Consider the following 25616-nt stretch of genomic DNA (forward strand, 5'->3'; position numbering starts at 1 on the left):
ACACAGCGCGTGAGGAGCAGATCATGCTGACGTTGGTGACCGGTACGACGGGACAGGTCGGACGCCGCTTTGTGCCGAGGCTGCTGGCCCAGCGGCAGCGGGGCGAGCAGGTGCGAGTCCTGGTGCGGGACGCGGCCCGCGGCGAGCGCTTTGCGGAGCTGGGCGCGCAGATCGCCGTAGGGGACATGCGCGACGAGGAGACATTCGGCAAGGCGCTCGCCGGCGTGGACGCCGTCGTGAACGTCGCCGCTTCCTTCCGCGGGGTGCCGGACGAGGAGGCGTGGGCCGTCAACCGGGACGCCGCGGTGGCCCTGGGCCGTGCCGCGCAGGCCTTGGGCGTGGAGCGGTTCGTGCAGGTCAGCACGAACAATGTGTACGGCGTCGGACGGGGCCGTCCGCTGACCGAGGAGGACGAGAGCCGGCCGGGCGGCGCGATGTGGGGCGCCTACCCTGCGTCCAAGGCCGAGGCCGAGGCCGAACTGCTCGCGCTCAAGGGCCTGGACGTACGCATCGGACGGCTCCCCTTCGTCTACGGCGAGGGCGACCCGCACCTCGCCGACTCCTTGCACTGGGCATCCCGTTGGGCGCCGCACCAGCGCCTGCAGATGGCCCACCACGCGGACGTCGCCCAGGGGCTGATGCGCCTGCTCTACGCGCCGGGCATCGCCAGCCGGATCTACAACATCGCCGATGACGCCCCCGTCACCACGGTCGAGCTGTACCAGCTCGACGGCGTCGAGGTGCCCGCCGGGCTCCACGAGCTCACGGACCCCGACCCGTGGTTCGGAATCATGTCCAACCAGCGGATCCGCCGGGAGCTCGGCTTCCGGCCGATCTACCCGAGCGTCTGGACCGCCCGGGACGCCGGAGCCCTGTGACGGTCACGGCGCCCGGCCGGTCCACCCCTCTGATCCGCCATCATGGTCACCACCAGGTACAGCACCTGGTAGCACCAGGTACCTCATGATCGGCGCGGCAAAGGGCGGGCGCCCGCGGCCTGCGACAGCGCGTTCGCCACGTTGATCACACCGAGGTCCGCCAACGACACGTAGCGCGCCGTATCGGTGACAACCACCGGGCTTCGCCCGCCTGAAGCCGCAGTTCAGCGGATGCCGCCGGCGACACCTGTCGTGCTTCGGCTCAGCCCATGAGCCGATGCACGGGCTGCCCCGCACGGTAAAGCCGTGCGGGGCAGCCGGCGAGTGAGGGAATGCGGTCAGGCCCAGGGGTTGACCGCAGTGAAGGAACTGTCGGCGCGGAAGGTGGCGGTGTCCTGGAAGGGGTCGATGCGCAGCTCGTAGTTGTAGTGGCGGAGGTAGCGGCCGGGGTAGTTGTACGACTCGAGGGAGACCGAGCCGGCGGTCGAACCGGGGCGGGCGCAGTAGGTGGCGTCCTTGTTGAAGAGCGCCGTGCCGCCCGGCGCGTCGAAGCGGATCCGGAGGTCCTTGTGGCGCAGGTAGCGGCCGGACGCGTCACGGAACGAGTAGCAGCTGTCGTCGGCCAGACCGGGGACGATGGTGAAGGTGGCGCTCTGTTTGACCGCCGTCGTGCTGGAGGACGTCACCGGATCGAGGTAGCCGAGGCTGTCGGAGCGTACGGCGGCGTAGCGGCCGGGGAAGTTGACGGACTGGAGCGAGCGGGTGGTGTTCGTCGGCAGGGCGACGCCGCCGGAGACCGGAGCGATGCTGCTCAGAGTGGGGACGACCTTTCTGATCAGGCCGTCGGCGTCGAACTCCAGCTTGTCGATGGTGGTTTCGCGGTGGGTGCCGTCGCCGCCGGGGATGGCGAAGCGGTGGTAGGCGATGTACCAGTCGTCGGTGTTCGGTACCTGCACCACGGAGTGGTGGCCGGGGCCCTTGACGCCGAGCGAGAGGTCCTTCTCCAGGATCACGCCGCGCTTGGTCCAGGGGCCGGTGGGCGAGGAGCCGGTGGCGTAGGCGACCCGGTAGTTCTCGTCACGTGTGTCGTTCTCCGACCACATGAAGTAGTAGGTGCCCTTGCGCTTGATGACGAAGGAGCCCTCGCGGTAGCCGCTGGGGGTGATGTTGGTGACCTTGGAGGCGTCGAAGGAGACCATGTCGTCGTTCAGGGGAACCACGTACGCCTGGCCGTTGGCAAAGTAGAGGTAGGACTGGCCGTCGTCGTCGGTGAAGACCGCCGGGTCGATCATCTGGCCCGAGTAGGCGCCGCGGGCGATCAGGGGCTTGCCCAGGGGGTCCTTGAACGGTCCGGTGGGCGAGTCGGAGACCGCGACACCGATGTTCCCGTCGGCGGAGTAGTAGAAGTAGTACTTCCCGTTCTTCGCGGTCATCGCCGGGGCCCAGGCCCGGCTGTTGGTCCAGGAGATGTCAGGGCCGAGGTCCAGGATGACGCCGTGGTCCGTCCAGTGGACCAGGTCCTTGGACGAGTACGCCTTGAACTGCGTACCGCTCCAGTTCGCGAAGCCGTCGGTGGTCGGGTAGATGTAGTACGTGTCGCCGAAGCGGACGATGTTCGGGTCGGCGGTGAGCCCCGGCAGGACCGGGCTCCTCATGACCAGCGCCTCCACCGTCCAGGTGCGCTTCGTTCCGTCGGAGCCGGTCACCTCGTACGTCACAGGGTTGGTGAAGTCGCGCGGGGTGCCGGAGGCCGGGCTGATGGACGCGCCTTGGGCGAGGGTGAACTGCGGGGCGAGCGCGGTGAGGTCCGTTCCCTCCTTCACCGGCAGCGTGATCTTGCTGCGGGCGTCGTCGATGAGGGCGTCGATCTTCAGCGAGGGATGGGTGGCCGCGGCGATGTGCGTGGTGTTCCCGCTGATCTCGAGGACCTCGCCGGGTGCCAGCGCGCGGTTGTAGACCCTGAAGTCCCGCATCTTGCCCTTGAAGAGCTTGTCACCGCTGTAGAGGGACTTGCCGATGTAGTTGGCCGTGGTGGTGCCGGATCCGATGGAACCGGGGGTGGTGGTGACCGACGTGTTGCGGGCCACCTCCACGCCGTCCTGGTACAGGACGCCCGTGGTGCCGGTCTGCGTGTAGGTGACGTGCTTCCAGACGGAGCGCGGCAGGTCGCTGGTGGTTCGGGTGTTCTGCTCGGTCGAAAAGGCCCCGGAGGCGATGGCGGTCCGGAACGTGTTGCCGGTGCTGAACAGGTACCCGTTGCCCGCTCCGTTGGCGGAGTTGCCGAAGCCGTAGAGGAAGTACGGCGTGGCCTGGGCGGCGTCGATCTGCACGTCCATCGAGACGGTGATCGAGTTCATGCCGCTCATGATGTTGTCCGGCACCTTGATGTAGGTGCTGGACCCGTTGAACGTGAGCCCTTCACCGGAACCGGACCAGCCGGCGGTGCCGTTCACGGTGCCGTCCCGGCCGTTGCCCGAGGAGTCCGCCGCCACCGTGCCGGAGGTGGCGTCGAGTTTGTACCAGAGGGCCAGGCCGTCGGTGATCTCCGCCGCCCGGGCGGGGGCCGCCGGGCCGACGACGCCCGCCAGAAGCGAGACGGCGGCGGCCACGGCGGCCAGAGCGCCCTGCCGGAATCTCGGGCGGCGCTGTGCTGTCACGCCGCGTGGTCGAAAAGTATCCGGCATGCCGGACAGCTCCTTTCGGTCTGGTGGAGCGATGGGTGGGTGGGGGCGCCGTGCAGGCGCCCCCACCTTGTCGGCGTCGGTCAGCTCGTTACGCGGAAGGTGGCGTCGCTGCGTCCTGTCGCGGTGCTGATGGGGTCGAGGCGGAGCTGGTAGGCGTAGTGGCGGATGTAGCGGTCGGGGTGGTTGTAGGACTGGAAGGAGGACCAGGTGGGGTCGGCGAGGCCGGCGACCTGGCGGAAGGTGGCGTCTGCGGCGAACTGGGCGGTGCCGTCATTGCGGACCAGTTGGAAGTCGTAGTTGGCGTGGCGCAGGAAGTAGCCGGGGAACTTGACCGACTCGAAGGACACGGTGCCGGTGCCCGTGAGGCCGGGCCGCATGCGGAACTGGGCGTCGTCGGCGGGGCTCACGTTGGGATCGATGCGCACGTCGAAGTTGGTCTGGCGCACGTACCGGTCCTGGAAGTTGAACGACTGCAGGCGCTGGACCGGGGTGTTGGGCCAGCGGGCGAGGACACGGCTCTCCTCGGCGGAGGTGAGGTTCATGATCCAGCCGTGGCGCTTCTTCGTGACGCCCATGTTGTAGCTGCCCGTCACCTGCTTCTGGTAGGAGGCGGGGTCTGAGGGGTTGGTCGTCAGGACCGGCATGTAGCCGCTGTTGGTGGCGTACTGGTCGAGGTAGAGACCCCACTTGTTGGTGCCGTTGAACTTCATCCACATCGGGCCCTCGACCCGCGTGCCGGTCGTGCCCTGCGTGCCGATCAGGCCGATGCCGGAGAGGTCGCCCAGCCTGGTCCACGTCCCGAGGATGGAGTTGCTGCCCTCGAGGGTGATCTGCCCGTCGGCGGAGGCCCGCACGTAGCGGTAGTTACCGACACCGGCCGGGACCTCGATGATCTGGGTGTCGATGATCTCCTGGGCGCCGGGGCGGTCGATGTAGATCTGCGGGGTGGTGATGGTGCGGAAGTCGCTGGTGCGGGCGTAGAAGATGCGGTGCTTCGTCGCGCCGTTGAGGGGCACGTTCGTCGCCCAGTACAGGACGTAGTCGTTGGTCTCGGGGTCCCAGATCGCCTCGGGGGCCCAGGCGTTGCGGCCGTCGGGGATCGCGCCGGCGACGTTGAGCAGCCACGGATCCGACCATGAGACCAGGTCCGACGACTCCCACACCACCAGGTTGCGGCTGCCGTTGTTGATGGAGGCGTTCCAGTCCTGCCCGCAGCTGATGCACAGGTCGGTCGCGATGATCCAGTACTTGCTGCCGTCGGGGGACCTCACGAGTGCCGGGTCGCGCACCCCCTTGGTACCGACCGTGGAGCGCAGCACCATGGCGCCGCCGTTGAGGTCGTTCCAGTGCAGGCCGTCGGTGCTGTGCGAGAGGTACATCTGCTGGTTGGTCGCCCCCTCACCGGTGAAGTGCACCATCAGGTAACCCGGGTCGGCGGCGGCGGCCCGCTGAGGTGTGGTGACGACTTGGGCGGTGAAGAGCAGGCAGGCGGCGACGAATATCGCCGCCAGCCGTGAGAGAACCGCGGGCATATGCGTTCCTGTCTTTCTGGGGTGCCGTGAGCAGGGGCAAGTGAGGTCGAGGGTGAGGCCCGGCCTCCGTACTGTCGGGGCAGGACCGGCTCCGCGCGACGTGGGCCCACGTCGCGCTGGTCAGCGGCCGACGTGCCGCGGTTTCCGCGTGAGCATGGCAACGACCGGGGACCCCGCCATGGCGGGTCGGGCGACGAGGGCGGCGCAGAGGGTCGCCGGAGCCGGCTCGGGAGCGTGCCGGAGACGGGTGCGTAACATGGGCTGTCCCCTTTGACCGGCCATGGTTCGAAAAATCGAACGTTGTTCGCAAGTTCGATCAGAAGATAGGTCTCAGTCAGAAGCGCGTCAATGAAACCGGCCAGTTCGATTTCCGCGCGTTCGTACCCCGCAACCGCCCATGACGGTGAGACTTTCTCCGCTACGCCCCTGAGCTGCGGAGACTTCCCCACGCGCTCGGGCCGCGCGTCAGAACGCCGACCGCACAACCACTGCCAGGGCGCTGCGAACAGGACAGGGGTCTCGCCTGCAAGCACATAACGCCGAAACCTCCATCCGTCGGCGGCCTCGGAGAGCAACACTGGCCCGGCGGATCGAACCTCGGCCTCCGGCGCGACGCCCTCGCGTCCAGTCTCGCGACGGCGTGCTCGCGTCAGCGGGCAGCCGCCGCGTAGCGCCAGCCGCATGCGACAGCGACGAGGTGACCTTCCCGACGATCACGACCTCTCAGTTCCGGGTGGTCTTCACCCCCCAGGCAGGCAAGTTCGTCGGCGTCACCGAGCTGGGGTCCTGGTACCCGGAGACACCGCAAGTGAAGATCGTCAACAAGAACAGCAACCTGGAGCTCGGGATCACCGGTTCCTCGATCGTCGCCGGAGCTGCCGTACAGCAGCAGAGCGCCAGTGACAGCGCCAACCACTGGTGGAAGATCGTCCCGGCCGAGAACGGCTACTACAAGATCTTCAACACCAACAGCGGACAGGTCATCGGCGTCAAGGGAGCGTCCACGACCGCCGGCGCGGCGGCGGTGCAGTGGGGGGACACGCTGACCGCCGACCACCTGTGGTCGATCGTCGACGCCGGTGGCGGCTACGCCAAGCTCGTCAACAAGAACAGCGGCCTGGTACTGGGCTATTCGATTTATGCACTATTCGCGCGGCGGTCCGCGGCAGATGGTGCGCAAAGCCGGCCGTATCGCCGATGCGGGAGCTACTGGCGAGCCTTCCCAAGGCCAATGCCGTTGCGTTACGGGTTTGCTGGTTGGGGTCGTTGAACGGTGATTGCCCGGGTGTCGGTTCGGGTGGGTTGGGGCCAGGTGTGGTGTTCGGCCCGTTTGAGCCGGTAGTTGGACATCTTGCGCTTGACGACGCGAGGCTGGCTGCGCAGGCGTCTGGGCGGTAGGAGTCGTTCCAGGAGGTCCTGCTGGAGCAGGACGAGGGTTCTGACCAGGAGGTCAGGGGGAAGTACTGCCCGGCATGACAGTCATACCGCGTCGGGCGGAGCGCAGGGTCTCAGTGAAGGAGATCCGGTCGGGGTCCAGGCACCGGGTCGCGGCCGTTCCCACCATCAGCTCGCGCGGGCCTCGCCGTGCGCCGAAGCAGCCGCGGGTGGGGCCACTTCAGCGGCGGTCGGCTCGCCGCCCCGCTCGCTGAGCATGGGTGCCGCTGATCATGTTCGTCCTCGGGCGACCGTCTTCGCCGCGATCTGGTCCCGCTTCTTCCGCCGAGGCCCCCTGGAACACCTCCTCGACGCCGCCACCAAGCCGGCGAAGAACATCCGATGAGACCCGGCCGGGGTGGGACGCCCCTCGTTCCACCCCGGCACCGAGATGCCCGAGCAGTCCGGATTCGGTCGGCGGAGGTGCTCGCCGATGCCCGGTCTGTCACCGGTGCCCGGCTCCGGCGGGCCAGAACCGCAGGTCAGGCATGGGTGCGCAGGGCTGGGGGCTCGGGTCACGAGGGAGAGGTCCGGTGCGGGCGCGCGACTGCCGTGAACGGCTCTCCCTGGGTATCGCGGCCGACGCGGACGAGCGCCAGGTAGACGACCGAGGTGACGACCATGCCGGGAATCCAGGACAGGTCGGCGTTGGAGAAGTGTCGTGCGACGGGCCCGACGTACCAGGCGTTGCTCATGGCCGGGATGCCGGACACCACGCCGATCAGGAAGGCGATGAGGACCTTGAGGTTGACCCCTTTGTGGGTCCACGTGGCCGGATCGCTCCAGTACTTTCCGCTGCGGACGTACATGCCGGGGACGTCGTACTCTCCGTGCTGGACGAGGTAGAAGTCCACGAGGTTCACCGCTCCCCAGGGAATGAGCAGCAGGAGCAGGAACGACAGGAACGCCGTCAGGTTGGCGGTGAAGTCCTGTGACGCCGTGACGGCCAGGCCCAGACCGATGACGAGGGTCGGCAGCATCATCGCCGCACGGGTCCGGAACGAGTTCGGGATCTTGACGAAGGTCGAGAGGCCGGTGATCAGGTTCAGCATCCCGCCGTAGAGGTTGAGCATGTTCGTCACGGCCAGGCCCAGGGCGGTCACCACCAGGACGACAGCGGCGAGGGCGCCACCGCCGAGCGCGGCACTGGTGCTCTGGAAGACGTCCGCGGCAGCGAATTTGGCCGCGAGCAGCACACCGATGACGCAGCAGAAGGTGGACGACAGGAACACCCCGGCCGCCGTCCACCAGAAGACCGCCCGGCCTGACGCGTCGCTCGGCAGGTAGCGCGAGTAGTCCGAGACGGCCGTCGCGTAGGTGAGCGCGAACGTCACCGCGACCCCGGTGCCGGCGAGGAACGACGCGAGCGACACCGGACCGGACGTCACCGCCACGCCGTCCCCTCGGACGAGCGTGTAGCCGCTGACGACGATCAGGCTGATGGTGAGCGGCCAGGTCGCGTAGCGGGTGACGACGTGGATGGCCCGGTTTCCCATCAGTGCGGGGAGCACGCTCAGCGCGGCGATCAGACACGTGGCCAGGGGCAGCGGGATCCTGCCGTCCGTGGCCACCTTGAGCGCGATACCGCCCGCGAGCGAGACCGAGACCGTGAACCCGACATACATGACGGACCCCACCACGACGGGCACCAGGGCGCCGAGGTAGCCGAACTGGCCGCGGCTTTGGATCAGTTGGGGAATCCCCAGCCTGGCACCCTGGATCGAGTGCAGGGCCATGAGGACGGTCCCGACCAGGTTGCCGATGACGGCGGCGAGCAGCGCCAGCGGGATGTTGCGGCAGACCGAGTAGATGATCGCGCCGAAGATGGCGTTGCCGACGTTGAGGTTGGAGGCGAACCACACGTGGAAGAGGTCGCGGGGGCGCCCTCGCCGATGGGATGCGGGCACAGGATCGACGTGGTGCAGTTCGATCCCGGCTTCAGTGGCGGGTGTTCCGGTCATGCGCTCTCATTCCTTTCACTGGCGGCCTTGCCCGGTCGTGGGGTGCCGGTGAATCGATCGGGCCGAGGCCGTGCGGGACTGCGCCCGCTCCTCGAGCACCCGGGTGAACTGGGCGAGGAAGTAGTCGGCGGCCGCCTTGTCGAAGCAGAGGGGCGGCTTGATCTTCAGGACGTTGAGCTCGACTCCGGTGGGTTGGATGACGACACCGAGTTCGAGCATGCGTGCGCACATCTGGGTCGCGGCGGCGGGCGCCGGCTCCTTGTCGCCGCCCGGTACGACGATGTCGACCCCGCGGTAGAGGCCCTCCCCGTAGACGGCGCCGATCTCGGGGAAGCGCGCCGCCAACATGTTGAGCTCTCCGCCGAGGTACGCACCGACCGTGCGCGCGTTCTCCGGCAGGCGTTCGTCACGGAGGACGTCGAGGACCGCCGTACCGATCCGGCACGAGACCGGGCCACCGCCGGTGGAGGAGAAGAACCCGGCTCGTCGGCCGAACTCCGCCGCGATCTCGGCCCGGCACGCCACGACACCGAGGGGATGTCCGTTGCCGGTTGCCTTCGCCGCGGCGACGATGTCGGGGGTCGCGCCCTGGCCTTCGAACGCCCAGAAGGCCGGTCCGGTCCGCCCCATCCCGACCTGGATCTCGTCGGCGACGCACACCCCGCCTGCCTCGCGCACGGCGGCGTAGGCCGCGGCCAGGTATCCCGGAGGCGGAACGATTCCTCCTTGGCTGCCGAGCAGGGGCTCGGCCACGAACGCGGCCACGCCACCGCCCGGGCGGGCTTCGGCGCAGGCTTGCCGCACGGACTCCGCATACGGCTCGGCGCGCGCACCGTGCCGGCCCCGGTACGGGTCGGGTGTCTCGGCGACGTGGACGTGGTCGTCGAGCTTCTCGCGCCAGCGCGGGCGGTCATGGGGAAGTGTGTCCAAGGCGAACACGTCCGAGGTCCAGCCGTGGTAGGAGCCTTCGATGACGACCACCGAGCGACGCCCGGTGTGGACGCGGGCCAGTTGGACGGCGAGATCGACGGCCTCGCTGCCCGAGTTCACGAAGAAGAAGGTGTGCAGTTCCTCGGGCAGGGTGCCGGCGAGCCGTTCCGCGTACTCGCCCATGGCGTCGTACAGGAAGCGGGAGTTGGTGTTGAGCAGTGCCATCTGCCGAGCCGCTGCCGAGGTGAGTGCGGGGTGGGAGTGCCCGACGATCGCGACGTTGTTGATCATGTCGAGGTACCGTCGGCCCGCGCTGTCGTAGAGCCAGTGCCGCCGGCCTCGGACCATCTGCACGGGAGTCTCGTAGTACGTCGACTGGGCGCCGGCCACGTACGTGGCCCGGCGCTCATGCACGCGTTCGACCGATTTTCCGCGCTCCGCCCTGGTGGGCGTCCCGACGAGCGGTGACGGGTCCGCACAGAGCGTCAGGAGGGCCGCACGGTCCCGGACCCTGCCGTGGCCCGGCAGGTCGGGTGAGAGCCCGAGCTGCACGTGGACGTGGGAAGGCAGCGGGCCGGCCGACGGTGCGACCAGCGCGACCTCGGTACCACGGCGCACGGTGTGCCCGTTGGAGAAGTGCGGGGCCACTCCGGCGAGCCGGACGAAGAAGGTGGTGGTGTCGACGCGGCTCTGCAACACGACGGCGTGAGCATCGGCCCGGACCACCGTGGCGTCGAGCGGGGCGTACACCGCGGTGCCGGCGGGGACGAACAGGTCGGCACCCAGGTGCAGTGCGGCGGGCGCCTGGTCGGTGAGGTCGCGCTCACCGAGGCGGATCTCGTCGAAGCGCCCGACGGCCACCTCCGTGTCGGATCCGAGCGTGGGGAAGGCCGCGCCGTCCAGCCAGTTGCCCGCCGAGAACAGCTCCGACTCGACGCTCAGATCGACCGGCCGGAGCGGACCGAACTCCTGGTCGCGGAGTATCGGGCTCGGCGACTGCCGGGCGACGAGATCGGCCAGGTCGGTCTCCGGCGCGCCGAAGCCGCAGGCCTGGCGCACCATCGCCGTGGCGAGCGCCGGGTCGGTCTCCACCACGGCCCGCAACGCCCGCCAGTCCTCGGCGGCGACCTTGGCCGCCCCCTCGTCGCCCGGATCCTGTTGCGACGCGACGGTCTGGAGCGCCGCGCAGAGCACGGCACGCGCGCGGACCAGCGTCCAGAGCGCGTCCGCCTCTGCCTCGGACAACGACAGCCGGTCGAGGTACCCGGCGAGGACGGGCAGGGCCGCCCCCAGCGAGTCCTCGGGAGCACGTGCGACGGCGGCCAGCATCGGCGTCGCGACCTCGCCGGCCCGCCACGTCCACACCAGGTCACCGAAGTCGATGATCCCGGTCGGGACGAACGCTCCGTCGGCATCGAAGTCACCGACCACGTTGTACTCGTGGATGTCGGTGTGCACGGCCTGTTCCGGCAGTCGCCCGGCGGTCCCACCGCCGACGAGATCGGCCACCGGAGCGAGCGCCCGATCGATGAGGGCGTTCTCCGGGCCCGTGAAGTGATCGGTGAGCCCGGACACGGTCCGGACCGCGTGGCGCGGATCCCACGAGGAGTGGCGGTGCAGCCCGGGGTGGTCGAACCCGGCGAGTGCCGCGACCGATCTCGCGGCCAGTCGGCCAAGGCCGCGCAGCGCCGTCGGCGAGAGGTACGCGACGGAGCCCAGCGGTGCGCCCGGAACCCACTCCAGCAGCCGCACGCGGAGTCCGGCGCGGTCGACCAGGTCATGGTCCTGCAGCGTCGGAATGGCTTCCGGCACCACGAGACCCGGATCCCGGGACCGGAAGCGACGGATCGCCAGGTGCTCGGCGTGGACTGCCTCCACACCGCCCTCGGCCGGCGTCGCCTTCAGGACGTACCGGCGCCCGTCGCTGTCGTCTCTGACCAGCATGACCTGGTCCTGGGTGCTCCCCAGGTCGGTGAGCCGAGCGGTGATTCCCCATTCCTCACGCAGGAGGCGGGTCGCATCCTGCTCGGACAGCATGGGTCCGGTGAAGGGGGCGGCTGAGGCGCCGACGTCCACTGCGCCTTCGTCGGTGAACGACCGTTGTGCCTCAGCCATGGTGCGCCAGTTCCGGCCGCCAGTCGGGGTCGCTCCAGAGCCCGAGACGTGCTTCGGCGGCCGCCCCGAGGCGGAACGCGGTCAGATCGTCGAACGGTCGGGCGACGATCTGCACGCCGGTCGGCACCCCGTTGCCCGCGCGGCCCGAGGGCACGTTGAGGACCGGATGGCGGCTCGCGATGTTGAAGAGCTGGGTCAGGCACTGGCTCACGAGGTTGTCGAAGTGCACGCCCTCGGTGAGCTCGACGGGTTCCGCGGACGTGGCGTCCGCGGGGTAGCCGGTGGTGGCCATGGTCGGACAGATGATGGCGTCGTGGTCGCGGTAGATCTCGGCGAGCACGGCGTGCATGCGGCCTTCCTCTTCCGCGGTCCGCAGGGCGCCGAAGTTCTCCAGGGCGGCCCCACACGCCTCGACGACGTCGAGGACGTTCCGGGACCAGCGCGGGTCCTCAGCCGGCGCCGACTCCCGTACGGACGGTGCCAGGAGGAGGCCGTAGTGCGCCATGGCGGTGGCTATGATCGACTGACGGGTGATCGGGATCTCGACCGGCGTCACCTCGGCTCCGGCGTCACGCAGGGCGCTCGCGAACCGCTCGATGTTGGCCGCAGCCTCGGGGACGAGGGGGAAGTCACCGATGGTGACCGCGAGCCCGACCTTCAGTCCCGCACACGATCCGAAGGTCGTCGGGAGCGGTGGAGCAGCAGGTACCGAGACGTGGTCGACGAGGTCCGGCCCGGCGATCACGTTCTGGAAGAGAGCACAGTCGGTGACCGTGCGGGCCATCGGCCCGTCCTGACAGTAGGTGTCGAAACTGAGCGGCGGCAGCGACGGCACCCGTCCGTAGGGGGGCCGGAACCCGACGACTCCGCACAGAGCCGACGGAACCCGGATGGAGCCCGCGATGTCGGAGCCGGTGGCCAGGGGGGCGAGCCCGGCAGCCAGTGCCGCACCCGAGCCGCCCGACGAACCGCCGGGGCTGTAGTCGAGGTTCCATGGATTGCGTGTGACGCCCCACAGCGCGGAGTGGGTGGTCACGGCGATCGAGAACTCCGGCGTCGTGGTCCGCAGGTGCAGGACCGCGCCGGCGTCGATCAGGCGCTGGACCATCGGCTGGGTCTGCGTCGCGACGTTGCCTTCGGTCATCAGGGAGCCGAAGCGATGGGACCTGCCGGCGATCGGCATCTCCTCCTTCACCGCGACCGGGACGCCTTCGAGCGCCCGGGGCGCCGGGCCCTTCCCCGCGTACCTGGCCTCGGCGGCCCGCGCGACCTCGTGGGCCTCGTCGAACATCTCCTCGGCGACCGCGTTGACCTCGCTGGTCTTGGCGACCCGTGCGATCAGCGAGTCCAGGACTTCCACCGGGGACAGTTCGCGCCGCCGAAACGCTCCCAGCATCTCGTCGGCCGACAGATAGTTCAGGTCCATCCTTCGCTCCTCTTGGCGATGGGCAGCACAGGCAGAACAGGAAGTGCGGGTGAGCAGCGGGCTACTGCGCGAACAGCGTCAGGGGACCGCCTGCCGGGCTCAGCCCGCGCTCCTCCTGGATGGAGTTGCCGCCGTCCACCACGAACAGTTGTCCGGTGACGTAGGACGATTCCGGCGAGGCCAGGAACGCCACCAGCGCGGCCACCTCCCCGGGACGCCCGGCACGGCCGACCGGTGTTGCCGCCCCGAGGGCGTCGACGTGCTCGTCGAGTCCCCCGGTCGCGATCCAGCCGGGCGCGACGGCGTTGACCGTGATGCCCCGCGAGGCCGTGTCCATGGCTGTCGAGCGAGTGAGACCGATCAAGCCGGCCTTGGCCGTGTGGTAGGCGACGTCACCCTTGTAGGCCATCACCGGACCCGAGAGCGACGACATGTTCACCACCCGGCCGTAACCGCGGTCCAGCATCGGCCGGAGCGCAGCACGGGTCATGTAGAAGGTGGTGTCGAGGTTTCGCGAGAGGGCCGAACGCCACTGCTCGTCGGAGGCCGTCGCGAGGCTGGACGGATCCTCGGGCTCGGCCACCGAGACCATGCCGGCGTTGTTGACGAGAACGTCGATCCGGCCGAAGGCATCCAGCGCCTCGGCCACCACCGACTCGGCGAACCGGGCATCGGTGAGATCGCCTGCGACCCCACGGACGGGGCAGCTCCCCGCCAGCTCGGCCACCCGCTCGTGAATCCGCCCGGTGGTCGAGGTGATCAGCAGCGAGTAGTCGTCGGCCAGCCGTTCGGCGCAGGCGAAACCGATGCCGGACGCACTGCCGACCCCGGTGATGACCGCGACGGGCCGGCCGTCGGCGTTGGTCGGGTTCATGTGGTGCCCACCCTCGAATCCCTGGACGTCTCGTGACGTGACTGAGTTGAACGTTCGTCACAGTAAGGGAGAACAAGGCTGCGCGGCAATGAGCAATTCACCTGTATGCCAGGGGGAGGGTACCGTCACGAACTCGAGTGGGGGTCGGCTTTTCTTGATACGAGTGGTACGTTCGTTCCAGTTCCAGCGATGAAGGGACAGGATGCCGCGGCGCACCGCACAGGCACTTCGCCCCCCGATTGCTACCGTGCGGCCATTGCCGTCGTGCGACGCCCGGCGGTCACCCACAGGCGAGAAGGACGACGACAGACATGAGCCGGCCCGGCGAGTCCGCCCAGCAACGAGACACCCCTGTCCTGACCGAGCGCGGCGGGGTCCGCAAAGCGGCCATCCTCGAAGCAGCCCTGCGGGTCATCGGAGACAAGGGACTCGCCGGGCTCTCCATGCGTGCCATCGCGGCGGAGGCGGGGCTGCCGCTCGGAGCTCTCGGCTACTACTTCAAGACCAAGGACGATCTGATCCTCGAGGCGTTCGAGTTGCACACGCGCCGGGAGGCGGACCGGGTCCTCGCCGCCTTCGCGGGTGTCGAGAACGGCGACCATGCCGACGACATCGCGGAGCACCTCACGACGTTCATCCATCACGGGCTGACCGAGGCACGCACGAGCCTGGTCGCGGAGTACGAGTTCCTGATCGAGTCGACCCGCAGGCCGGATCTCGCACGTGTCTCGCGAGCGTGGCGCCAGGCGCTGCAGATCCAGGTCGGCCATGTCGCGAACCGGCTCGGCTCGGACGATCCCGAGACGGACTCAGAGATCATTCTCTCGGTCATCGCGGGTCTGGAGATCGACCATCTCTCCACACCGCTCGACCCGTCGACGACGCAGGCGATCCGGACCGCACTCCGCCGCACGATCACAAGGCTCGGGCTCCGTGGCAACGCCGCGCGGCAGTAGGTCCCAGCCCGGCAGTCCGAACGAACGGCACCTCCCCGTGCGGCAGGCGGCATCGCTGATCCCGCCTGCCGCTGACCGCCGACGAACGCGGTCAGCGGCAGACCGCGGTGCTCCCGACCTCACCGGCTGGTGGTGGTGCGGGCGGCATAGACCCGGAGGTCCTCGCGTCCGCACTCGGCGAGCACCGGGCGGGCGGAGTGCCGCCCGGCGCACAGGACCTGCCGGCGGCGACGACCGGGCCAGAGGTCGGCTGAACCCTAACAAGATCATTCTCGGCGAGTGCCTCCCGAGGGTTCAACGCATGGGAGGCTGTCAAGCGATGACCCCCGAGGAGCAGGAACTGATCATGGGCCTGGCGGTCGGACTGGGTGATGGTCCGACGCGCACGCTCGACGAGGTGCTCGCCCACTTCGGCGAGTCCGACGGCGAGGCCCTGGCGCTGAGGCTGCTCCGGGACGCCATGGAGCGCCAGGACGCCGACGACGTCGAGATGGCGCTGATCCTCCATGCCGCCGCCGACGCCTCGGTCGAGGAGTTCCTGGAGGCGTTGACCGAGTTGCTCCCCGCCGACTGGCACAGGGACCACGAGGACATCGTCAGGATGCTGGGCCGCCTCCGCTCGCCCCGTACGGTGCCGACGCTGGCCCTGGCGACCCACTGGGTTCCCGAGCATCTGGACTGGGACGAGAACCGGGCGCTCGCGGTGAAGGCGATCTGGGCTCTCGGCGCCATTCCCGGCCCGGAGGCCCGGGACGCCCTCGAAGGCTTGCGCGACGACGAGAACAAGATCGTCCGCGAGAACGCGCTGAATCAACTCGCACGCCGCGGCGAACTCTGACCGCGGAGTCGTAGCCGCCGCTCCGTCGGAGCGAATGGAGGTTTCCGGCTGCTCGGGGCAGGCGGTCCACAGGCCGGCTCCCGCCTGCCGGGCGGCGTCCTCGGAGTCAGAGATCCTGGGCCAGTACTTGTCGTTGGGCGGGAAGAGGACCGCCTCGGCGTGACCGCTGCGGACAAGGGACTGGTTGACGAAGGCGCCCTGCTCGTTCCGCACGTACAGCAGGTACCGGTCATAGCGGTCGGTGAGGTCGACGTCCCGTTCGGCGCGGACGCGGCTGCCCGGCGGTAGGAGCGTGGCCGTGCGGCCAGTGACGTCGTCGGCGAAACAGGCACCGCGCTCCGGAGTGTCGATCTCCAGAAGCCGGACCCGGGCCACGGTGTCCTTCGGCGGGACCTCGCCGTCGCCGCGCACCTCGAGGGTGTCACCGTCGATCGTAATGGCACCGCGGGCTGGTCTGGCAACGGTGAGGGGCTCACGTTCAACGGGTCCGGCACCTGCATCAAGGTGCCGGACAACATCATGAGCGGCATGAACTCGATCACCGTCTCGATGGACTTGCAGCTCGATGCCGCCCAGGCCACGCCGGCGGCGAGAACAGGCCCAGAACGAATCGGAACTGAACTGGCCAGTCCCATTGACGTGCTCTTGGCTGAAACCTATCTTTCGTTCGTAGTTCATGGTTCGCAATACCGCACGTCGTTCGAAATATCGGACTGCGGCCGTCGAAGGGGGCAGCACGTGTTCCGCACCCGCCACTGGTCCACCGTTCCGCGCTCCGGCGAAGCCTCCGGCAGGAGGCCGGCGATATCTACGGCTGTCGGCCCGCTCTTCCCATCCCAGACCCTCGCTCTCCGAGGCGCCGGCGCCCTGGCCCTGGACTCCGGTGACAACGCCGCCTTCGACGTGTTCGCTCCGGCCGACGGCTACTGCACCGTGCACGCCGACTACGCATCCACCGCGAGCGGCACGCTCGGCCTGGCCGGCGACACTGCCGTGACGCCGGCGTCCAGCAGCGGCAGCCCGACGGACAAGACCCTGAAGCTGGGCCTGTCGGCGGGTAACAACCGCATCACCGCCGCCGGCCCGTCCAGCGACAGCCTCACCCTGCGCGACCTGCGTGTCACCGGCGGCGTCGACACCACGGGCGCCACGACCTACCAGGCCGAGGCCGCCACCCGTGCCGGAGCCGCGGCTGTCGCCAACAGCACCTGGGCCTCCCGGCGGCAAGTACGTCGGCAGCGTCGGCAACGGCTCGGGCGACACCCTCGCCTTCCAGGTGCACGCCCCTGCGGCCGGGCGCTACGTGATGAACGTGCGCTACGCCAACAACCAGGTCTCCGGGTCCGGCAACTGCAACCTTGAGCAACTCCTCCGCCTTCGCGCCCGACATCGACAAGGTGACCGTCGCGCCGCTCAACGGCCGGCTTCCCGGCTTCCCGGATCTCACTTTTCGCCTTGTCCATCCACTCGAACGACGTACGAAATATCGAACAGAGAGAGCAGATGGTGAACGCTGAACACGCGGAACAGCCGCAGTCCGACACCTACGTCATCGGAGTCGACTACGGGACGCTGTCCGGACGGGCCATCGTGGTTCGCGTGTCCGACGGCACCGAACTCGCCTCCGCCGACCACCCCTACACCCACGCCGTCCTCGACCGGGAGCTGCCCGACGGGACCCCGCTGCCGCCCGACTGGGCCCTGCAGGTGCCCTCGGACTACATCGACGTCCTGCGTATCGCCGTACCGGAGGCGCTGGCCCGGGCCGGTGTGCGGCCGGAGCAGGTCATCGGGATCGGTACGGACTTCACCGCCTGCACGATGCTGCCGGTGCTCACCGACGGCACCCCGCTGTGTGAACTGCCGCACCTCACCGGCCGCCCGCACGCCTACGTCAAGCTGTGGCGCCACCACGCGGCGCAGGCCCAGGCCGACCGGATCACCGACCTGGCCGCAGAGCGCAAGGAGCCGTGGCTGAAGCGGTACGGCGGGAAGATCTCCTCGGAGTGGGAGTTCGCCAAGGCACTGCAACTGCTGGAGGAGGACCGGGAGCTCTACGAGCTGACCGACCGCTGGATCGAGGCCGCCGACTGGATCGTGTGGCGGCTGTCCGGCACCTACGTCCGCAACGCCTGCACCGCCGGATATAAGGGCCAGTACCAGGACGGCACCTACCCTTCCCCCGAGTACCTCGCCGCGCTCAATCCCGGCTTCGCCGACTTCGTGACCACCAAGCTGGACCACCCCATCGGTCAACTGGGCGATTTGGCAGGCACGTTGACGGCCGAGGCCGCCGCGTGGACGGGTCTTCCCGAAGGCATCGCGGTCTGCGTCGGCAACGTCGACGCCCATGTGACGGCGCCCGCCGCCACGGCCGTCGAACCGGGCCGGATGGTGGCCATCATGGGCACCTCGACCTGCCACGTCATGAGCTCCGACCAGTGGGCCGAGGTCCCGGGCATGTGCGGCGTCGTCGACGGCGGCATCCTGCCCGGCCTGTGGGGCTACGAGGCCGGGCAGAGCGGCGTCGGCGACATCTTCGGCTGGTTCATCCGCACCGGCTTCCCCGAGTCGTACGCCAAGGAGGCCGCCGCGCTCGGACGGAACGCACACGAACACCTGACGGCACTCGCGGCCGAACAGGAGATCGGCCAGCACGGACTGATCGCTCTGGACTGGCAGAGCGGCAACCGCAGCGTCCTGGTCGACCACGACCTCAGCGGAGTCCTGGTGGGCCTGACCCTGTCCACCCTCCCGGAGGACGTCTACCGGGCGCTGCTGGAAGCCACCGCCTTCGGCACCCGCACCATCATCGAGACATTCGAGACCGCGGGCGTGCCCGTCCACGAACTGATCATCGCGGGCGGCCTGACGAAGAACGCGCTGCTCATGCAGATCTACGCCGACGTCACCCGCCGACCCCTCGGCGTGATCGACTCTGCCCAGGGACCCGCTCTCGGCTCGGCGATGCACGCGGCGGTCGCGGCGGGGGCGTACCCGGACATCCGGGCCGCCGCCCGGGCCATGGGCAAGGCGCGTGCGGGCGTCTACCAGCCCGACCCGGAGCGGGCCGCGGCCTACGACCGGCTGTTCGCCGAATACCAGCTCCTGCACGACTACTTCGGGCGCGGCGCCAACGAGGTCATGCACCGACTACGCCGGATCCGCGCCGAGGCGTCCGCCTGAGCGACCCCCTGTACCCGACGGCCCTCGCCTCATCGGTGGTCGTCACCCTGAAAGGAAAACCCTCATGAACACCAGCACCACCCCCTACCTCGAGCACGAGATCTGGTTCCTCACCGGAAGCCAGGGCCTGTACGGCGACGACGTCCTGCGTCAGGTGGCCGACCAGTCCCGGAGCATCTCCGAGACCCTCGGCCGCCCCGGCAAGCTGCCGGTCAGGATCGTGTGGAAACCGGTCCTCACCAACGCCGAGTCGATCCGGCGGATCTGCCAGGAGGCGAGCGCCTCCGACACCTGCGTGGGCGTGATCGCGTGGATGCACACCTTCTCACCCGCCAAGATGTGGATCGGCGGACTCAGCGCCCTGGACCGGCCGCTGCTGCACCTGCACACCCAGTACAACCTGTCGCTGCCCTGGCCGAGCATCGACATGGACTTCATGAACCTCAACCAGGCCGCCCATGGCGACCGCGAGTTCGGCCACATCGAGTCCCGTGTGGGCATCGACCGCAAGATCGTCGCCGGGCACGCCACCGACCCACGAGTCATCCGACGCGTCTCGGCCTGGGCCCGCGCCGCCGTCGGCCGCCACACCTCCCGCAGCCTGCGCCTCGCCCGCTTCGGCGACAACATGCGCGATGTCGCCGTCACCGAGGGCGACAAGGTGGAGGCCCAGCTGCGGTTCGGCTTCTCCGTGAACACCTACGCCGTCAATGATCTCGTCGCCGTCGTGGACGCGGTCGAGGACAAGGTGGCGGCCGAACTCGCGGAGGAGTACGTCGAGTCGTACGACGTGGTCGCGGCGCTGCGCCCCGGCGGCATCCGCCACGACTCCCTGCTCTACGCGGCCCGTATCGAGGCCGGCCTGCGGACCTTCCTCTCCGAGGGCGGCTTCACCGCCTTCACCACGAACTTCGAGGACCTCGGCGGCCTGCGCCAACTGCCCGGCCTCGCTGTCCAGCGGCTGATGGCCGACGGCTACGGCTTCGGCGGCGAGGGCGACTGGAAGACCTCGGCCCTGCTGCGCACGATGAAGGTCATGGGCGCCGGGCTGCCCGGCGGCACCTCCTTCATGGAGGACTACACCTACCACCTCGGCCCCGGCACCCCACGCGTCCTCGGCGCCCACATGCTGGAGGTCTGCCCCTCCATCGCATCCGCCCGCCCTCGCTGCGAGATCCATCCCCTCTCCATCGGCGGCCGCGAGGACCCCGTCCGTCTGGTCTTCGACGCGGCGCCCGGAAAAGCGGTCGTCGTCGGCCTCTCCGACCTCGGCGACCGGTTCCGGCTGACCGCCAACGCCGTGGATGTCATCAGCCCCAGCGAGCCGCTGCACCGCCTGCCGGTGGCCCGCGCCGTGTGGAAGCCCCGCCCCTCTCTCGCGGAGTCCGCCGAGAGCTGGCTTCTCGCCGGCGCCCCGCACCACACCGTGCTCAGCTCGGCCGTCGACATCGAGACACTCACCGACTACGCCGCCATGACCGGCGTCGAGCTGCTCACCATCGACGAGACCACCAGCATCGAGCAGTTCGCCAAGGAAGTCCGCTGGAACGCCGCCTACCACCGCCTCGCCCAAGCCCTGTGACAGCGGTGCAGCCCAAGAACCGGATCCGTATCCAAGGAGACGACGACAGATGACCGTACGAGTCCGCGACGGCCTGCGCCAAGAGGTGCTGAACGCGAACCTGGCCATCCCTCAGGTCGGCCTGGCGACGCTGACCTGGGGCAATGTGAGCGGCGTCGACCGTGAGGCAGGCGTCTTCGTCATCAAGCCCTCCGGCGTGCCCTACGAGGATCTCGCCCTCGACCACCTGGTGACCGTTCGCCTCTCCGACGGCGAGGTGGTCGACGGAGACCTGCGCCCCTCCACCGACACCGAGACCCACCGCTGCCTCTACCTGGCTTTCCCCTCCATCGGCGGCGTCACCCACACCCACTCCACCCACGCCGTCGCCTTCGCCCAGGCCCGCCTGGAGATACCGGTGCTGGGGACCACCCACGCCGACACCTTCAACGGCCCCATCCCCTGCACCCCCGACCTCACCGCCGAGCAGTGCGCGAAGGACTACGAGTACAACACCGGCCGGGTGATCGTGGACATGCTTAAGGAGGACGACCAGAAGGCCGTGGAGGTACCTGCGGCCATGGTCGCGGGCCACGGCCCGTTCACCTGGGGTGCCACCGCCCGCAAGTCCCTCGAACACGCCATCATCTGCGAGGCCGTCGCCGACATCGCCCTCCACACCCTGGCCCTGTCTCCGACCGCCCCGCCGCCCCCGCACCTCCTCAACCGCCACTACACCCGCAAACACGGCCCCGACGCCTACTACGGCAACCCCACTCCCGCACCGGCCGGATGAGCGCAGCGGCCGTCCCCGACCGGTGCGTCAGCGCCGACGGCCCCCGCAAGGGTTCGTCGTCGCCGTCATCCGGTACGGACCGGGCCGGCGGCCCTGCCGGTGGCTCTGCACCTGCCCTCACCCGGCGGACGTCGAAGAGACCTTCGACACGGACAAAGCCGAGAAGCCCCCTGCCGCCCAGCACGCCATCCCCGCACACCGGCCTGCAGCCGACCCGGAGGAAAAGCTCACCCTCTTCGCGAGCGGCCCGCAGGGGCGCGGGGGCAGGGAGGCACCATGAGGTCCCCGGTACAGGAGACCCTGCCGTTCGAGGACCTGCCGGAGGTACCGACCGCGTCGCCCTGGTGCCAGCGGTGGCGCGAACGGAGGCACTCGCGGGCGCATGTCCGGGACGGAGGTTTCGACGCCCGCCGCTACACCGTGGAGGCCCGCAACGGCCATGGTGCTCACATGCACCACACGGCTCTGCGTCGGCGTGGCGGCCGCCCGCACCGGTCGGCCGGGGGCTGCGGCGTGCGGGTGACGTCCCCGGCGCACCGTGGAGTATCCCGACCCTGAGAGCTTCCACCCGGGCAGATGGGCCAGAGCGGCCGACCTGCGGTCCGACATCCCGGACGTTCAGTCGAACGGCTCGTGTCCGCCTCCGGGCCCGACCACAGTGCTGGTCTCCTTCGACACGGGCAAGCTGCGCTCTGCGTCGTCGCCCCGGGCCGTCGGTGACTGGTTCGGCGCCGGGCGGCAGCGTGCCCCCGGCGAGCATGGAGCTTGGTGTGTCGGGACAAGAAGTGGTCGGAGAGCGGATTGACGATGCCGCGCAAGATCTCGACGGGCTGCCTGCGGCGACCATCGGCTGAGCAAGTCGGTGACGCGAGGGCGGCGGGCGCACTGCGTCCGTGCCGAAGCGCCCGCGGACTCGTCCGGCCCCAGCTGTGGAGCAGTAGGCGCACAGTGGGAGCCGTTGCTCGGTCCCGTACGGGCCGTCCGGCCTCTCCAGCGCGGTGTCGCCGAAGGTGGTGTGGGCGAATCGCCATCCGACACAGCAGATCGGCATGCGTCGTGGCCGTTGTGGCATGGAGCAGGTGACAAGCAGACAAGCGAGGCTCTCGAGCAGCCGCACCGTGGAGGCGGCGGACTGCGAAGGAGCGATCTCATGGGCCGATACGATCTCGCCCTCATCGGGTTCGGCGGCGTCAATCGCGCGCTTGCCGAGCTGATATCCCGGAGCGGGGAACGCCTGGCCGAGGAGCTGGGCTTCGCCCTGCGGGTGGTGGCGATCACCGATCTGCGGGCCGGTTCCCTGGTGGACACCGACGGCATCGATCTGGCGCCGCTGCTGGCCGCCGAACCTGGGGAGCTGAGCTTCGCGGGCCGTGCCGGCGGCAGCGCGGATCCGCGCAACGAGTGGGTGATCCGCGAGGTCCCGGCCGACATCGTCGTGGAGGCGACGTTCACCGATCCCACCGACGGCGAGCCCGCCCTCTCCCATGTGCGCTGGGCCCTGGAATCGAGCAAGCACGTGTGCACCACCAACAAGGGACCGGTCGCACTCGCCGGCCGCGCACTGAAGCAGCTGGCCGCAGAGCGCGGTGTCGGCTTCGAGTTCGAGGGCTCGGTACTCAGCGGGACCCCCATCCTGCGCACCGTCGAGCGCATGTTCGCCGGCCTTGAGGTCACAGGCGTCCAGGGCATCTTGAACGGCACCTCCAACTACATCCTCGGCCGCCTCGAAGAGGGCGTCGAGCTGTCGGCGGCCATCGCCGAGGCCCAGGAGCTCGGGTACGCCGAAGCCGATCCCACCGCGGACATCGAAGGCCATGACGTCCAGCTCAAGGTCATGATCCTGGCCAACGAGGTCCTCGGCGCGGACCTGCGCCGCGAGGACGTCTTCTGCGAGGGCATCTCCGCGATCACCCCCCATGAGGTGCGGGACGCCGCCTCGAAGGGGCTGCGCTGGAAGCTGGTCGGCTCCGCGGTCCGTCAAGAGGACGGCAGTGTCGATGCCCGCGTCGCCCCGCTGGCCCTGCCCGCCCAGCACCCGCTCGCCGGGATCTCCGGCCCGGTCAACGCGGTCGCCTTCCACACCGACCTCCTCGGCACCGTCACGGTGTCCGGGCCGGGCGCCGGGCGCATCGAGACCGCCTACGCCCTGCTGTCGGACATCATCGCCATCCACCAGCGCCACGCGGACGACGACACCGCCCCCACGCGCCCCGTTCTGAAGGAGACTCACCGTGTCTGACACCGTCGTGCCCCCCGGCATCGAACTCGGCACCGACACGACGCCCGTGCACAACCCCTACACCGGCGAGGTCATCGCCTCGGTGCCCACCGTCGACGCGAGCGCCGCTGGGAGCATTCTGCAGCAGGCGAGGTGCGGGCGCCGCACGGCGGCCGCGCTGTCCCGCGCCTCCAGGGCCGCCGTCCTGGAACGCGCCGCCCGCCTGATCGAGCGGCGCGCCGAGTCCTTCGCCCAGCTGATCGTCAGCGAGGCCGGCAAGACCATCACCCAGGCCCGCAAGGAGGTAGCCCGCGCGGTCAACACCCTGTCGCTGTCCGCGGCCGAGGCACGCCGCAACGCCGGCGAGGTCATCCCCTTCGACTCCTACGAGGGCTCGGAGAAGCGGCAGGGCTGGTTCACCCGCGAGCCGCTGGGCATCATCGCCGCGATCACCCCGTTCAACGACCCCCTCAACCTGGTCGCCCACAAGCTCGGCCCGGCCATCGCCGGCGGCAACGCGGTCATCCTCAAACCGTCCGCGCTGACGCCGCTGTCCGCGCTGCGCCTGGTCGACACCCTCATCGAGGCCGGCCTGCCCGAGGAGATCGTCACCGTCGTCAACGGCGATGCCGACATCGCCGCCGCGATCGTGGCCGCCCCCGACGTGCGCATGGTGTCCTTCACCGGCGGGTTCGCCACCGGCGAGGCCATCTCCCGCACGGCCGGCCTGAAAAAGCTCGCGATGGACCTGGGCGGCAACGCCCCGGTCATCGTCATGGACGACGCCGACCTCGACGAGGCCGTGGCCTCCTGCGTCTCCGGCGCGTTCTGGGCCGCGGGCCAGAACTGCATCGGCACCCAGCGGATCCTGATCGCCCGCGAGGTCTACGAGCGCTTCCGCGACGCGTTCGTCGCCCGCACCAAGCTGCTGCGCGTCGGCGACCCGCTCGACGAGCGCACCGACGTCGGCCCCATGATCACGCAGGAGGCCGCGGCCGCCACCCGGGCCAAGGTCGACAAGGCGGTCGCCGAGGGCGCGAGGCTGCTGTGCGGCAACCACGCCACCGGCTCCCTGTACGCGCCGACCGTCCTGGAAGACGTCCCGGCGACCTGCTCGATCTGGCAGGAGGAGGTGTTCGCCCCGGTCGTCGTGCTGCAGCCCTTCACGTCCTTCGAGGACGCCATCGAGCAGGCCAACGCCATCGACTACAGCCTCCACGCCGGCATCTTCACCTCCCGCCTGGACCGCGCCCTGAACGCGGCCCGGCTGCTGGAAGCCGGCGGAGTCATGATCAACGACTCGTCCGACTACCGCTTCGACGCCATGCCGTTCGGCGGATTCAAGTACGGCAGCATGGGCCGCGAAGGTGTTCGGTTCGCCTTCGAGGAGATGACCCAACCCAAAGTCGTCTGCATCAACCACATCAGCGAAGTGGTCCAATGACCGCCTTCCGTGCCGATCGGGGCTTTCCGGGTATCACGATGGCCGAGGAGCACGGGCAACTCCGCTGCTCACGTCGCTGCCGTCGAACTCCGCTCTCCTCGCGGGCGGTCGACCACCCTGGACAGCGTGAGCGCCGTGACCGTGTCCCGTACGCCCGGCATCTGGGCGATGTCCTCCCAGATGACTCGTACGCGTTCCAGCGAGGCCGCCTCCAGGCGCACCATGATGTCGAAGTCGCCGCTGAGGACCTCGCAGATGACGACCTCCGGGATGCGTTTGAGCGCGGCCAGGACATCGCCGCCGCGCATGCGGTCCTGGCGGTAGACGAGGACCAGCGCCGAGACGACATCGCCGGTGTCGTCGCCGGCGCGGACGATGGTGTAGCCGGCGATGTGGCCCTGGCGCTCCAGCCGTTCGACACGCTGGCGCACCGCGTTGCGGGACAGCAGCACCTTGCTTGCCAGCTCGGAGTGCGAGATGCGGGCGTTGCGGGTCAGCTCGGCGATGATCTTCTCGTCAATGGCGTCCACGGTGGACCGTCTCCTTCGCGAATCGGTCGAGGTCGCATGCCCTCACAGCAGGCTGGTCGCGGGGTGCCGCAGACACTGAGGCCGGTCGTAGCGGCGACGCGGGGAGCTGCTGTGCTTCGGGAGCAGGGCGCAGGGTACGTGTGCCGCGCTCGAAGCGGGTCACGAGGGCTCGTTCGAGGTTCTGGACCTGGCGGCTGACCGCGCCATGCGTGACGTGAAGCTCGTGGGCGGCGATGGTACCGCTCGCGTGACG

Annotated in this window: 18 protein-coding genes and 3 pseudogenes; 12 read left to right on the forward strand and 9 right to left on the reverse strand. The window is 69.5% G+C overall.

Annotated features, from left to right (window positions below):
* Positions 1-23: 23 nt before the first annotated feature.
* The gene (locus tag H4687_RS44490; protein ID WP_046914651.1) at positions 24-878 is read left to right on the forward strand and encodes an NAD-dependent epimerase/dehydratase family protein; all 855 of its coding nucleotides are present in this window, start codon (positions 24-26) and stop codon (positions 876-878) included.
* A gap of 338 nt (positions 879-1216) precedes the next feature.
* Here H4687_RS44490 and H4687_RS44495 read toward each other — a convergent pair whose 3' ends face one another.
* Both H4687_RS44495 and H4687_RS44500 read right to left on the reverse strand, forming a co-directional pair.
* Positions 1217-3535 (reverse strand): family 43 glycosylhydrolase, encoded by a 2319-nt coding sequence (locus H4687_RS44495; protein WP_318787733.1) that lies wholly within the window; start codon positions 3533-3535, stop codon positions 1217-1219.
* A gap of 107 nt (positions 3536-3642) precedes the next feature.
* Positions 3643-5094: a glycoside hydrolase family 43 protein gene (locus H4687_RS44500; RefSeq protein WP_046914652.1), complete on the reverse strand. Its 1452-nt coding sequence runs from the start codon at positions 5092-5094 to the stop codon at positions 3643-3645.
* A gap of 697 nt (positions 5095-5791) precedes the next feature.
* Between H4687_RS44500 and H4687_RS44505 the strand changes: the two genes are divergently transcribed.
* Together H4687_RS44505 and H4687_RS47195 are read left to right on the forward strand one after the other, a co-directional pair.
* Positions 5792-6364, forward strand: coding sequence for an RICIN domain-containing protein (locus tag H4687_RS44505; RefSeq protein WP_046914653.1), 573 nt, complete (start codon positions 5792-5794; stop codon positions 6362-6364).
* A 379-nt stretch (positions 6365-6743) separates the two neighbouring features.
* Positions 6744-6874: pseudogene (locus H4687_RS47195) on the forward strand (DUF418 domain-containing protein); the annotation flags it as partial.
* A 169-nt stretch (positions 6875-7043) separates the two neighbouring features.
* Here the strand turns inward: H4687_RS47195 and H4687_RS44510 are convergent.
* The 4 genes from H4687_RS44510 to H4687_RS44525 form a co-directional block, all read right to left on the reverse strand.
* A complete protein-coding gene (locus H4687_RS44510; RefSeq protein ID WP_046914654.1) occupies positions 7044-8489 on the reverse strand; it encodes a purine-cytosine permease family protein in 1446 nt (481 codons plus the stop codon).
* A 15-nt stretch (positions 8490-8504) separates the two neighbouring features.
* Positions 8505-11534, reverse strand: coding sequence for an aminotransferase (locus H4687_RS44515; protein ID WP_046914655.1), 3030 nt, complete (start codon positions 11532-11534; stop codon positions 8505-8507).
* A complete protein-coding gene (locus tag H4687_RS44520) occupies positions 11527-12960 on the reverse strand; it encodes an amidase (RefSeq protein WP_046914656.1) in 1434 nt (477 codons plus the stop codon). The genes H4687_RS44515 and H4687_RS44520 overlap by 8 nt, the downstream gene beginning before the upstream one ends.
* A 61-nt stretch (positions 12961-13021) precedes the next feature.
* Positions 13022-13834 (reverse strand): SDR family NAD(P)-dependent oxidoreductase, encoded by an 813-nt coding sequence (locus tag H4687_RS44525; RefSeq protein ID WP_046914657.1) that lies wholly within the window; start codon positions 13832-13834, stop codon positions 13022-13024.
* Between the two features lie 311 nt (positions 13835-14145).
* On the opposite strand from H4687_RS44525, the gene H4687_RS44530 reads away from it, so the two are divergent.
* Positions 14146-14790 carry a TetR/AcrR family transcriptional regulator gene (locus tag H4687_RS44530; RefSeq protein ID WP_046914658.1) on the forward strand — a complete coding sequence of 215 codons (645 nt, stop codon included), beginning with the start codon at positions 14146-14148 and terminating at the stop codon, positions 14788-14790.
* Positions 14791-15109: 319 nt separating this feature from the next.
* Complete coding sequence (locus tag H4687_RS44535; RefSeq protein ID WP_046914659.1) at positions 15110-15628, forward strand: HEAT repeat domain-containing protein; 519 nt, start codon at positions 15110-15112, stop codon at positions 15626-15628.
* Between the two features lie 123 nt (positions 15629-15751).
* Here H4687_RS44535 and H4687_RS48325 read toward each other — a convergent pair.
* A pseudogene (locus H4687_RS48325) lies at positions 15752-16039 on the reverse strand (thermonuclease family protein); the annotation flags it as partial.
* Between the two features lie 117 nt (positions 16040-16156).
* Between H4687_RS48325 and H4687_RS44545 the strand changes: the two are divergent.
* The 7 genes from H4687_RS44545 to H4687_RS44570 all read left to right on the forward strand — a co-directional run bounded on the left by H4687_RS44545 (position 16157) and on the right by H4687_RS44570 (position 24833).
* Positions 16157-16990, forward strand: a complete 834-nt coding sequence (locus tag H4687_RS44545) for a hypothetical protein (RefSeq protein ID WP_192781848.1) — start codon at positions 16157-16159, stop codon at positions 16988-16990.
* Between the two features lie 141 nt (positions 16991-17131).
* Positions 17132-18814, forward strand: a complete 1683-nt coding sequence (gene araB, locus H4687_RS44550; RefSeq protein WP_046914661.1) for a ribulokinase — start codon at positions 17132-17134, stop codon at positions 18812-18814.
* Between the two features lie 64 nt (positions 18815-18878).
* Positions 18879-20396, forward strand: coding sequence for an L-arabinose isomerase (gene araA, locus H4687_RS44555; protein WP_046914662.1), 1518 nt, complete (start codon positions 18879-18881; stop codon positions 20394-20396).
* 49 nt (positions 20397-20445) lie between these two features.
* A complete protein-coding gene (gene araD, locus H4687_RS44560) occupies positions 20446-21171 on the forward strand; it encodes an L-ribulose-5-phosphate 4-epimerase AraD (protein ID WP_037683737.1) in 726 nt (241 codons plus the stop codon).
* Positions 21172-21193: 22 nt separating this feature from the next.
* Positions 21194-21451: a DUF6248 family natural product biosynthesis protein gene (locus H4687_RS48630; RefSeq protein ID WP_404819306.1), complete on the forward strand. Its 258-nt coding sequence runs from the start codon at positions 21194-21196 to the stop codon at positions 21449-21451.
* A gap of 870 nt (positions 21452-22321) precedes the next feature.
* Positions 22322-23410 (forward strand): homoserine dehydrogenase, encoded by a 1089-nt coding sequence (locus tag H4687_RS44565; RefSeq protein WP_046914677.1) that lies wholly within the window; start codon positions 22322-22324, stop codon positions 23408-23410.
* Positions 23403-24833 (forward strand): aldehyde dehydrogenase family protein, encoded by a 1431-nt coding sequence (locus H4687_RS44570; protein WP_078907576.1) that lies wholly within the window; start codon positions 23403-23405, stop codon positions 24831-24833. The genes H4687_RS44565 and H4687_RS44570 overlap by 8 nt, the downstream gene beginning before the upstream one ends.
* 68 nt (positions 24834-24901) lie before the next feature.
* Here the strand turns inward: H4687_RS44570 and H4687_RS48330 are convergent, their stop codons facing one another.
* Positions 24902-25363, reverse strand: coding sequence for an Lrp/AsnC family transcriptional regulator (locus H4687_RS48330; protein ID WP_046914663.1), 462 nt, complete (start codon positions 25361-25363; stop codon positions 24902-24904).
* Positions 25350-25610 (reverse strand): annotated as a pseudogene (locus H4687_RS48635) (helix-turn-helix domain-containing protein); the annotation flags it as partial. The gene H4687_RS48330 and the pseudogene H4687_RS48635, both read right to left, overlap by 14 nt.
* Positions 25611-25616: the final 6 nt, after the last annotated feature.

It is taken from the genome of Streptomyces stelliscabiei (genome assembly GCF_014873495.1).
GTDB classification, from domain to species: Bacteria; Actinomycetota; Actinomycetes; order Streptomycetales; family Streptomycetaceae; genus Streptomyces; species Streptomyces bottropensis.

Excerpts from the sequence above, each read along its gene's own strand:
- H4687_RS44490 (WP_046914651.1), top strand. The coding sequence starts at position 24 with ATGCTGACGTTGGTGACCGGTACGACGGGACAGGTCGGACGCCGCTTT.
- H4687_RS44500 (WP_046914652.1), bottom strand. The coding sequence starts at position 5,094 with ATGCCCGCGGTTCTCTCACGGCTGGCGGCGATATTCGTCGCCGCCTGC.
- H4687_RS44510 (WP_046914654.1), bottom strand. The coding sequence starts at position 8,489 with ATGACCGGAACACCCGCCACTGAAGCCGGGATCGAACTGCACCACGTC.
- H4687_RS44515 (WP_046914655.1), bottom strand. The coding sequence starts at position 11,534 with ATGGCTGAGGCACAACGGTCGTTCACCGACGAAGGCGCAGTGGACGTC.
- H4687_RS44520 (WP_046914656.1), bottom strand. The coding sequence starts at position 12,960 with ATGGACCTGAACTATCTGTCGGCCGACGAGATGCTGGGAGCGTTTCGG.
- H4687_RS44525 (WP_046914657.1), bottom strand. The coding sequence starts at position 13,834 with ATGAACCCGACCAACGCCGACGGCCGGCCCGTCGCGGTCATCACCGGG.
- H4687_RS44530 (WP_046914658.1), top strand. The coding sequence starts at position 14,146 with ATGAGCCGGCCCGGCGAGTCCGCCCAGCAACGAGACACCCCTGTCCTG.
- H4687_RS44535 (WP_046914659.1), top strand. The coding sequence starts at position 15,110 with ATGACCCCCGAGGAGCAGGAACTGATCATGGGCCTGGCGGTCGGACTG.
- H4687_RS44545 (WP_192781848.1), top strand. The coding sequence starts at position 16,157 with ATGAACTCGATCACCGTCTCGATGGACTTGCAGCTCGATGCCGCCCAG.
- araB (WP_046914661.1), top strand. The coding sequence starts at position 17,132 with ATGGTGAACGCTGAACACGCGGAACAGCCGCAGTCCGACACCTACGTC.
- araA (WP_046914662.1), top strand. The coding sequence starts at position 18,879 with ATGAACACCAGCACCACCCCCTACCTCGAGCACGAGATCTGGTTCCTC.
- araD (WP_037683737.1), top strand. The coding sequence starts at position 20,446 with ATGACCGTACGAGTCCGCGACGGCCTGCGCCAAGAGGTGCTGAACGCG.
- H4687_RS44565 (WP_046914677.1), top strand. The coding sequence starts at position 22,322 with ATGGGCCGATACGATCTCGCCCTCATCGGGTTCGGCGGCGTCAATCGC.